The 10,182-nt window shown below is 62.5% G+C and carries 11 protein-coding genes; 8 read left to right on the top strand and 3 right to left on the bottom strand.

What is annotated here, in order from left to right; all coding sequences use genetic code 11:
• Positions 1–134, top strand: a 134-nt coding sequence (locus QRN45_RS20305) for a universal stress protein (protein WP_284764489.1), incomplete at its 5' end; no start/stop codon positions are given.
• Between the two features lie 75 nt (positions 135–209).
• Here QRN45_RS20305 and QRN45_RS20300 read toward each other — a convergent pair.
• Both QRN45_RS20300 and QRN45_RS20295 read right to left on the bottom strand, forming a co-directional pair.
• Complete coding sequence (locus QRN45_RS20300; RefSeq protein ID WP_284764488.1) at positions 210–1,904, bottom strand: SulP family inorganic anion transporter; 1,695 nt, start codon at positions 1,902–1,904, stop codon at positions 210–212.
• Positions 1,905–2,103: 199 nt separating this feature from the next.
• Positions 2,104–3,171 (bottom strand): YeiH family protein, encoded by a 1,068-nt coding sequence (locus QRN45_RS20295; protein WP_241708342.1) that lies wholly within the window; start codon positions 3,169–3,171, stop codon positions 2,104–2,106.
• 161 nt (positions 3,172–3,332) lie between these two features.
• On the opposite strand from QRN45_RS20295, the gene QRN45_RS20290 reads away from it, so the two are divergent.
• The 3 genes from QRN45_RS20290 (at position 3,333) to QRN45_RS20280 (ending at position 6,700) form a co-directional block, all read left to right on the top strand.
• Positions 3,333–4,238, top strand: a complete 906-nt coding sequence (locus QRN45_RS20290) for a LysR family transcriptional regulator (protein WP_241708341.1) — start codon at positions 3,333–3,335, stop codon at positions 4,236–4,238.
• A gap of 892 nt (positions 4,239–5,130) precedes the next feature.
• A complete protein-coding gene (locus QRN45_RS20285; protein WP_284764486.1) occupies positions 5,131–6,189 on the top strand; it encodes an LLM class flavin-dependent oxidoreductase in 1,059 nt (352 codons plus the stop codon).
• Positions 6,190–6,346: 157 nt separating this feature from the next.
• Complete coding sequence (locus QRN45_RS20280) at positions 6,347–6,700, top strand: TraR/DksA family transcriptional regulator (protein WP_284764485.1); 354 nt, start codon at positions 6,347–6,349, stop codon at positions 6,698–6,700.
• Positions 6,701–6,866: 166 nt separating this feature from the next.
• On the opposite strand, the gene QRN45_RS20275 is transcribed toward QRN45_RS20280, so the two are convergent.
• Entirely contained in the window at positions 6,867–7,445 is a 579-nt protein-coding gene (locus tag QRN45_RS20275; protein WP_284764484.1) for an SOUL family heme-binding protein, read from the bottom strand.
• Between the two features lie 301 nt (positions 7,446–7,746).
• Between QRN45_RS20275 and QRN45_RS20270 the strand changes: the two genes are divergently transcribed.
• The 4 genes from QRN45_RS20270 (at position 7,747) to QRN45_RS20260 (ending at position 9,827) form a co-directional block, all read left to right on the top strand.
• Positions 7,747–8,247, top strand: coding sequence for a MarR family winged helix-turn-helix transcriptional regulator (locus tag QRN45_RS20270; protein ID WP_241708337.1), 501 nt, complete (start codon positions 7,747–7,749; stop codon positions 8,245–8,247).
• Between the two features lie 89 nt (positions 8,248–8,336).
• Positions 8,337–8,840 (top strand): hypothetical protein, encoded by a 504-nt coding sequence (locus QRN45_RS20265; protein ID WP_284764482.1) that lies wholly within the window; start codon positions 8,337–8,339, stop codon positions 8,838–8,840.
• An 8-nt stretch (positions 8,841–8,848) separates the two neighbouring features.
• On the top strand, positions 8,849–9,316 hold the full coding sequence (locus QRN45_RS20970) for a protein kinase domain-containing protein (protein WP_350309795.1): 468 nt from the start codon (positions 8,849–8,851) through the stop codon (positions 9,314–9,316).
• Positions 9,216–9,827 (top strand): protein kinase domain-containing protein, encoded by a 612-nt coding sequence (locus tag QRN45_RS20260; RefSeq protein WP_284764481.1) that lies wholly within the window; start codon positions 9,216–9,218, stop codon positions 9,825–9,827. The genes QRN45_RS20970 and QRN45_RS20260 overlap by 101 nt, the downstream gene beginning before the upstream one ends.
• Positions 9,828–10,182 lie beyond the last annotated feature (355 nt).

The raw sequence follows: 10,182 nt of genomic DNA, 5'->3' as shown, positions 1-10,182 counted from the left end.
TGCTGGTACTGGGAAGCCGCGGAAGAGGCAGCTTCAAACGCCTCCTCATGGGATCCACCGCCCATACCGTACTCAGATCCCTGCCCTGCCCAACCGTCATTACCCGCGTACGACGGGCGAAACTCACAGGTTAGACATCCAGCCCAGTCACTACCAACCGCCGAGCCGCTTCCCGTTTCCACCTGGTCCTCCGAACGCCAAGGAGGCGACTATCCCTCCCCCTTCCTGCGTTGGAACGCCCTCACTGCTTCGCTCACCGTTGGGTGGAAATGCTCGGAGGAGAAACGCGAGCCCATGCCGTATTGCAGCAATTTGTCTTTGACCGGGCCTTTGAGCTCGGCGAACACCAAGTCCACGCCGCGCCGGTCCAGCCATTCGTCAAGCTCCACCAACTCGTCCAGTGCCGTCGTGTCGATCCCCGTCACGGGTTCTGCTGCCAGCACCACGCGCTCTATTCCGTCCGCCGCCTTGTCCAGTTCGTTGCGCACGAATGACCCAAGCAAGGCTCCGTTGCCAAAGAACAGCGGTGCGTCGAAGCGCAGGATCAACAGACCGGGGATGCGTTCCCCTTCCGGATGACGGCTCACGTCGTGGTACCCCGGCACCCCGGGCACGTCCACCAGTTCAGTGCGGTAGGGGTCCCAGGCTCGCCGCAGGAAATCCAACAGGGCCAAGCCGATGGCAACGGCGATGCCCGGGAGGACGCCAAGTATGGTGACCCCCAGAAATGCCGCGAGCATCACCAACGATTCGCTGCGGCTCATGCCGATAAGCCGTCGCACACCACCTGGGTCGGCTATACCTGAGGCGGCAGCGATGACAATGGCTGCAAGGGTTGCTGCGGGCAGGAAGTCCGTGACGCCCGGCGCCACGAGCATGAATCCGAGCACGAGCACTGCACCTACTACCCCTGTGAGCTGGGACTTTGCGCCGGACTCGACTGCCACCGGGGTGCGGGAGGTGCTGGCCGACACGGGGAAGCCGCCCAGTAGCCCGCTGGCAGCGTTCGCCGCACCCAAGGCTGCCATTTCATGGTTGCCGGATACTTTGCTCCCCTCTGCGGCCGCCAAGGATTGGGACAGTGTTCCGGTATCAACGAAGACGATGAGGGCGATCGCCGCGGCGGCGGGCAAAAGCGCCAGCACGTCAGGCCAGCCAATTCCGCCCAGGGCCGGCGCAGGGAGCCCCCGAGGGAGGGCGCCGGTGACCTGCAAACGCCCGTGGAGTCCCAGCAGGGCAATTGCCATGCAGGCCACAACAACCGCAACAAGCACACCCGGAACTTTCCATTTCAGCCAGCGGGGAATCAAGATGAGCACCAGCGAGACCACGCCGAGCAGCAGTGCCGTCACACTGGCTTCCCCTGCAAACACCTTCGGCACGACGGCGATGAGTCTTTCCCAAGGGGTGCCCCCGTCCACGGAAATCCCCAGGAAGGTGGGAAGCTGGGACACGGCTACCAGCAATGCGATGCCGTTGAGATAGCCGAGCCGGATGGGCTTCGACAACAGTCCCGTGACGATTCCCAGCCTCAGCGCCGCCCCGAACAGCAAAATGCCGCCGATCAGCATGGCCAGGAGGCCCGCGAGCGCAACGGATTTCTGCTGGCTATCCCTGGCCAGTGGAACCAAGGCTGCAGCGATCAAAGGGGCAAGCGCGGAATCCGGCCCCAACACCATCACACGCGATGGCCCGAACACCGCGTAGGCAATCAAGGGCACGACCGTGGCGTACAGACCGTTCACCGGTGGAAGACCGGCCGCCTGGGCATACGCCATTCCCGCAGGGACCAAGATCGCGAAGAGAGCGGCGCCGGCCGCCAGATCGTGGCGCAGCCACTCGATCCTGTAGCCGCGAAGGGCTGGCGGGACCGCCCAGAATGGATACGTTCCGGATGGGCGCATATTCCGATCATGTCCCATCATGCCCTTGCCCGCCATCCATGATCGGTGGCCGCGAAGACGGCCGGCACGCAGAAACCATGCCGATGGACAGGTCCGCACATCATCACATCGGCACTTCCATGGAGCAGACGTAGGTGTGGACACTGCAAGCTCGTGGGTCAATGCCGCTGTTCGCCGTCGGGCTGGGTGGCGGCCTGCCCTAGATGATGTGCACGCCGGCGAATGCCAGCGCTGCGATCAGACCCCAGGAGAGCATCGCTGCCATGATGGCCCTGCCGCTGGTCTGGAGCAGGGCCCGGACCTGCACTGATGCGCCAAGCCCGAACAGGGCTGCTGCGAGCAGCAGGTCCTGGACCGTGCCGGCAGCTTCCAGGACAACAGGCGGCAGGATGCCGAGCGTCCGCAGAATGATCATCGCCATGAACCCCGCCACGAAGAACGGAATCAGCGGAGGAAGCTTGATGCCGGTATCCCCTGCGCCGTTTGCCGTCCGACGGCGGCGGAAGCGTCCCACGAGGGCAGCTCCGGTGACCATCGGAGCAAGCATCAGCACACGGGTGAGCTTGACGATGAGCGCGACGGCAAGGGAAGCCGGGCCCGCCGTCTGCGCCGTTGCCACGACCTGCCCCACATCGTGGACGCTTGCTCCCACCCAATAGCCGAACTGGACAGTATCCAAGCCAAGGGGACCCTTGAGCGCGGGAAGGATCGCGATCGCCAGCGTTCCGCACAGGGTCACGAGGGCGATTGGAACGACGGTGTCGCGGTGATCCGTTTTGGTGACCCCGCTCATGGCGCCGATGGCGGAGGCCCCACAGATGGAAAATCCCGTGGCCAGAAGCAGGGGCTGATCGCCGGGAAGTTTCAGCGCCTTGCCCAGGAGCAGCGTTCCCATGAAGGTCAGCAGCACGATGCCAACCACGATCGCCAGCGTCTTCCAGCCGAGCGCAGCCACATCGAGAAGGCTGAGTTTGAGCCCCAGCAGGACAATGCCCAACCGCATGAACCGCTTGGCGGAAAGCACCAGGCCTGGCTGCAGGACTCCTTCCACGGCCGTACTGATCCCGGGGAGATTCGCACAAAGAATTCCCAGAATCACTGACACCGTCAGGAAGGGCATCACCGGGACGGTCGAATGGATCAGCCACGCGACGACGACGGCGGCCGCGGACGCCGCCAGTCCGGGCAACGATTTGTACCGCAAACCCCGGGGAAGCAGCGCACCCTGCCGTGCGTCCTTTAGGGGTGTGGCAACGTCTAGTCTCATGCTTGTCTGCGATCCTCCCGGAGCCGGCGTGCGCCAGGCCCTGGCTGGATCTCCTCCTCTCCCCCAATTCTCGGCCCGGATCATGTGCTGGGATAGCCGCCTTCTTGGCATAGCGATATATCAATATCGCATCACTATTCTCCCTGTTATATGCTTTGCGCATGGCAAAGTGGCCCGATCTGACCGTGCTCGAACTAGTGGTTGGCGTGGATGATTACGGAAGCCTCAGCGCAGCCAGCCGGCAAGCTGGCCTTGCCCAACCCAACGCGAGCCGATCGATCAGGGTGATGGAGCGCCAGCTGGGCATGACCCTGCTGCAGCGCAGTCCAACAGGCTCCACGCTCACCCCCCAAGGCACAGTCGTGGCCCACTGGGCGCGTAGAATCCTTGCGGAAACACGGCAGATGTTGCAGGCCACCGATTCCCTGCGCGCCGAGAGACGGACCGCACTGACGGTATCCGCAAGCATGACTGTCGCCGAGCACCTGGTACCCGGTTGGCTTGGCACCTTTGGAAGGCTGCACCCCGAAGTGCGAATACACCTGCTTGTCCACAATTCCGCGCAGGTTTTCGAGGATGTGACCAGCGGAGCCTGCGATATCGGCTTCGTGGAATCCCCAACCATCCCCCGCACCCTGCACAGCCTCACCGTGGCGCGCGACGAACTCGTCGTCGTCGTCCACCCCAAACACCCGTGGACCCGACGGCGGGAGCCAATCTCCATTGCCGAGCTGGCATCAACATCATTGCTGGTCCGCGAACCGGGGTCTGGCACCCGGATCACGCTTGACCTCGCATTGGCCGAGTACCCGCGTGCGGCTCCCTTGCTGGAACTTGGCAGCGCGGCCGCCATCCGTACAAGCGTTTTGGCCGGCATGGGTCCTTCAGTGATGAGCACCCTTGCAGTGGCAGACCAAGTAAACACCGGGGAACTAAAGATCGTCCCCGTCCAGGACCTTGTCCTTCATCGGGCGCTGCGTGCGGTGTGGAACGGCCCCCGTCAACTATCAGGTCCAGAAGCAGAGCTCGTGCGGCTCGTTCGTAGCCCAAGAACATCCCGAAACTAAACCTCGGAAACAACGCTCGGGAACCTTCACGTGCTGCGCCGCAGTCAGAGCACACCTGCGCCTGTCCGAGGCCGGCGATAGGATCTCGGCCGCTTGTTGCCAAAACGCTGTGCCCGAGGTGGGTTCGAACCGGGTTCCAGCGCGTCGTTCCAGCGCGTCGCCAGGAATGCGGCATTTCGCAGCAGGCACTCGAGGAGACTGCCGGGGTTCCAAGGAAGTTCTTCGTTGCCCTGAGCATGTCGACGGCCATCGCTCCAACGCATCCGCCGACTCAAGGATCGGCCCGCTGACTGGAAGTGGCTCTCGGGCTGGACGCCCATCCGATCACCGTCTCGTCCACCGGCACGGTCGCGGTCCTCACCGCGCCCAGTGCCGGTCCTGCGGTGATCGCGGAACCGAATGCGCCTAGGCGGAGAACAGTGCCGACGCCAACCAGGATGGACGACAGCCCGAATCGGCCGGACCTACGATCTTTCCGCACCGGATCTCCTTCGTCATGCCCGGATATGTCGAAGGAAAACATGCGCAAACTTTCAGCTTGCGCTTCCCGGGCACAACACTGCGACTCGCCGTTTACGGACTCGCTGATCCGTCCAGGCTCACCAGTCGCCGCCGCTTGATGCGTGGAGAATGGCGCTGTGCGCGATGTGGTTCCGGTCCAACTCCATTTGGCGCTTCGGTTCGACCATGAGGCAGGAGTTCCAACCGCCGTCCAAAGACGGTTCCCGGGCACCCTGTGAAGGGAACTCCGTCTCCGGCAGGCGTTCGATGCCGGCGACATGGCACCACTCACCACAGCCGACACGAAGGGTAACCTCCCGCCATTGTCAGACGAACCCGCAGGTCCCGGCGCATATTCTGGGATCAGCCGAATCCGATCCTGAAGGAAGCCATGCCCGACACCTCACGTCCCTTACGCAAACTTGGATTCCTCACCATCGGCCTTTTCGATCCGGCGGATCCCGCCTCGGGCCACGAATCCACACTACAGATCATCGAACTTGGCGAACGCCTCGGATTCGACAGCGCGTGGCTGCGGCACCGTCACCTGCAGTTCGGAATCTCCTCCCCCATCGCGATAATGGCCGCCGCCAGCCAGCGCACCTCACGGATCGAGCTTGGAACCGCGGTAACCCCGCTGGGCTGGGAAAACCCCTTGCGCCTTGCCGAAGACCTGGCCACCGTGGATCTGCTCGCCGGGGGACGCATCAATCCGGGGCTGAGCGTGGGTGAACCGATGCACTACGACACAGTGAAGCACGAGCTGTACCCGGATTCCTCCGAGCTGGAGGATTTCAGCTACGGGCGCCTGAACCGATTTGCCCGTCTGATCGCGGGGGAAAAGGTGCGGGACTTTTCCGGCAGGCAGGGTGTAGTCGAGGAATTCTCCAACCGCGTCGAGCCGCACTCTGCCGGGCTCCGGGATCGCCTTTGGTATGGGGCGGCCAGCAGGAAGTCGGCCGTCTGGGCCGGGGCAAACGGGTTCAATCTGCTCTCCAGCAGCGTCATCTTTCCGGAAGCGGATCAAGAACCGGACTTTGCCCGAATCCAGCAGTCGCAGATTCGCGCCTTCCGTGAAGCCGCTGAATCGTCAGCCCCGGCCCACGGACAGGCCCGTGTGTCGCAGGGCCTGGTGGTGATCCCAACTGATTCCGCTTCGCCGGGTCAGCGGGACAAATACCGGCGGTATGTCGATGAACGCACCCCCCGCACGCAGGCGCCGCAAGGGGCAAGGGGCATGCTGTTCGCCGCGGATCTGATCGGTACCAGCGACGAGATCGCCGAGCAGCTATACGCACACGCAGGATTTCAGGAAGTCGACGAGGTGGCGTTTGCGCTGCCCTTCAGCTTCGACCACGAGGATTACATCCAGATCCTCACCGACATCGCCACCAAACTCGGTCCAGCTCTGGGATGGACTCCAACCGAAGCCCGGCCCGACCCGCGGTAGGCGTCACAGCCGGCAATCGATCACATGTTGAGCATTCCTGGGACGGTGTGCGCTGCACCGGATCCCACACACCGGCACCCCGCGCCGGATTTTGAGCACTACGGACCCGAACTACGACAACCAGCAGGAGCTCAACTGTGCGGTAGCCTTTCGTCCCATGGTCGATGCGAAGCGGTTCCGAGTACTCCTTGAGGAGGAACGTGACCGCAAGGTTGCGCTCTTGAAAGCCCTCCTTGGGGACATCACGTCGGTAAACGTCGCCAGGCAGGACGCGAACGTCGACGACGAACACGATCCGGAAGGGAGCACGATCGCCTTCGAACTTTCCCAGGCTTCCGCACTCATGGAGCAGAGCCGTGTGGGCCTGGAACAGATCGAGGCCGCTTTGCTGCGGATTGCCAGCGGAAGTTACGGACTGTGCGCCGTGTGCGGCAAGCCCATCGCGGAGGCTCGCCTGGAGGCAAGGCCTTGGACTCCGTATTGCATAGAGCACGCGTCCGGTCAGGGCTAAGCCAAGGCGAATACTTCAAGGAATGCGCCACATCAACGCACAGATCATTTCCCTGCCGCCTTGGACGCTTGTCTGGGCCGCGAGGTAGCAACCGCAGACGAGCACATATGTACCGGACACCAGGGTCCTGACACAAAGAACGAACGGGGACATTCCCCTGACCCGCTCAGCCAGGGGTCTTCAGGTCAATGACTATCTCGTTGCGTCGCATGAACCATGGCTTGAACGGTGGATCAAACCGCGCGAATCGCGGAGTCCCGGCAGGGGTGAGTCCAGCCGCCTTCAAAGCGCTTCTTAGCTTCTCAAGATGGCGCTGATAGCTCACCGCACTCCAGCGCCCGCTGTAACGGATCGCCGCGGCAAGGCTTTCGGGAACTGTCCGCAAGTGCACATTCGGGTCGGTGGGGACGGGCGCGTTCTCGATGGTGAAGCCTTCCGGCAGAACAAAAGCAATCCGGAATTTCTGCTCCTCACCCGGCTGCCTTTCGATTCCCTGCTGCACGACCGGAGCAGTCATCGCGATCTTTTCAGAAGCCGCGTCCTGAACCACCGGCGCTGTCATCGCTACTTTCTGCTTGGAGCGGTTCTCTCCGCTGATATAGGAAAACAGGTAACGGAACGCACGGTTGCCGACCTCTTCAAAAGTGCCTTCCACAATGACCTCGGCCAGTAGGTGTTCGGGATACTTTCGAACCTCAAAATCGTCGTAGCTTCGCACAATCTGATAGGGCTGCTGCGCCGTCATGGCATCACGGTACTCCGGCGGCGTTGCTCAAGCCATGAAGGTTCCTAAGGGTGGTGAATATTCGGGTGGTTTTCTTCCCCTGAGGCTTCATCCGGCCCGCGCCGATCGGGAAACAAACCGTCGTACCCCTGACCCTTTCACGGCCAGCTCATATCACCTCGCCGTGACTGGTTGCCCTGGTCTACCGCAAACGGTCGGCTGCCGATCCAAGCCAGAACCCCAACGGCAGCAAGAAGACCGTGACACGCTTGTCGTACGATTAAATAGTTAGACGATCGAGCTACCTACTTAAGGGAATGACGTGGCCGAGGATACGCGGAAGGTTCACGATGGTTATTGGTACGAATCCGAAGAAGCCGACCCGGGACCGGTTGACCTGCTGAACGCCCTCCGGGACTACCGGGCGTCGGAGGCTGCGATGCGACGACGGACCCGCACCTCGATGGGGATGGGCGAGACGGATTTACTGGCGTTAAGGTACCTGCTCGAAGCCGAACACCAAGAGCGTGCCGTCAGCCCCAAAGAACTGGCAGCCTGGCTGGGCGTCACCTCCGCTTCGATGACGGCACTGATAGACCGGCTCGTGGCGTCCGGAAATGTCCGGCGCGAGCCCCATCCCAGCGATCGCCGGGCCCTGATCCTCCGCCCCACCCCGGGATCCGACCATGAAGTGCGCAGCACCTTGGGTGGAATGCATTCCCGGATGATTGAAGTGGCTCGTTCCTTTGATGCCGGGGAAGTCCGGGTCATCATCGACTTCCTACGGCGCATGCAAACAGCAGTCGACACCATCGACGAATAAGCTCCTGACCCCGGCTGGACAATCTTAGTAAGCTCACTTATAAATAGTCCATCAAGCTACTTGCTATATGTACTATCCAGGAGATTGTTATGACGGCAGTTATGGAAAGCCCGGACAGCGACGAACTGGATTCGCCGGCTATCGGGGCTCAGCCGGAGGCGGACCATCAGGTTCTCGCGCTGGTGGTCGAAGACCCTGACCGTTTCGACCATCAGGCATACGTCGTTCACGGGCACGGTGGGCACGGACACGGCGCCGGAACGCCGGTAGTCGACAGGCCGTCTCACTGCGGGAGTGCCATGACGCTTAGTCTCGCAGGAGGAACTCCGCCGCAGGCCTGGATATCGGTGGAACCCGAGTGGCCTGAATGGACTTGCGGGTGCGGGTTGCGGATTTTTGCCGAGGTCGGTGATCTGTTAGGTGCCGTGTTATCGGCATCAGCCAGGGTCCAGACGCTGGAACTGCAGATGGAGGCAGCGCGGGCGGCACTGGAACATGCGGTGCACCAGGCTCGTGGTTCGGGGGTGGAGTACGGGGAACTGTCGCTTGCGTCCGGGTTGAACGGTTCCAAGATCGAAACCCTGCTCAGGTGAGCGTCCTGATGCCGGCAGAGCAGGTACCCAGATATCCCCCGGCAATATCCTCAGTGCATTCTTCGCGGACCTTCCTGTGGGACGGGCGTTACCGGCTTGGCCGGTCATTGGGCGGAGGAGCGGAAGCAGACGTCCTGGAGGCCTTTGATACCTGGAACGCCTCTTCTGTGGTACTGAAGATATTCCGTTCCGCGGGATCCCGCAGCGGAGAACCTTTCCTGCGGGAGATCGAATTCCACAGCCGGCTACGGCACCGGAATATTGTCCGCGTCGCCGGGCACGGCCGTCACCAACTTGCCGAGGGCGGCAGGGAGGGGCGTGACTACTTGGTGATGGAGCTAATGGCTGGCGGGGACCTGCGGTCAATCATCAAGAATGGCCCGTCCTGCCCCCCCAACCGTCGCGAAATGGGTGGCCGATATCCTGGAAGGACTGGCCCATCTACACCTCAGACGCATCATTCACAACGACGTTAAGCCCGGAAATATCCTCATCGGCGCTTCATCCGGCAACGACACGGCGGGCCCGCCGAAGCTCTCGGATTTCGGAATCGCGACCAGCGGAAGACGCCGCGCGCGGTATCCATCCGCCGGAACACCTCACTACCTGAGCCCGGAAGAGGCCCGCGGCCACCCGCCGACCGCGGCAAGCGACCTCTACGCCACCGGGCTAGTCGCTCTTGAATGCCTCACCGGCACCAAAACCTACCCGGGAACACCTTTGGAAACGATGGTCGCCAGGACCTTGCGCGAGCCCCGTGTTCCCGGCACCGTGCCTAGGCGCTGGGCCAGGGTACTGCTCGACATGACAAACCCCGACCCTCTCAAACGGCCCTCAGCCAGGAAAGCCGCCGGAATCATCCTGCGCCTTAGCGAGGCCACCGGCACAGACACATACAACCCGGCACCGGCGCGCAGAACCCACCCACTCCGTCTGCCCAGACAGGCAGGACACATGGAACCACCGGCTGGACAAATCCCGCTCTGATCGAACGAGCAATCGCGAAAGCAATCAAGCCCCCGGGAGTCAAAGGGGGGGGCGGCTGGCTCGCGACCCTGTTGGCTGGCATCGTCGCCGCACTGGTGGACCAGGCCGGGATAGTGGACGTCGCCGGCCGGGGTGACGGGTTCGGCCTGTTCCCGGACTGAAGTATCCACGCACAGTGTAAGGTAAGTATGCTTAGTAATTTGGACAGAAGGCGCCCTCACCGGCCGCATTCGGGTCAGATCCGAGCAGGCGCGTGGGTTCCTGCCGGATTCCGTGTTTGACCAAGCAATAGGAGCACGAATGGACGTTTGGCCAGGATCCGCATACCCGTTGGGTGCCACTTTCGATGGCACGG

Source organism: Arthrobacter sp. efr-133-R2A-63 (assembly GCF_030209795.1).
Taxonomy (GTDB): domain Bacteria; phylum Actinomycetota; class Actinomycetes; order Actinomycetales; family Micrococcaceae; genus Arthrobacter; species Arthrobacter bambusae_A.
Note: the sequence above shows the minus strand (reverse complement) of the source record. Positions and strands in the feature narration are given on the sequence as shown.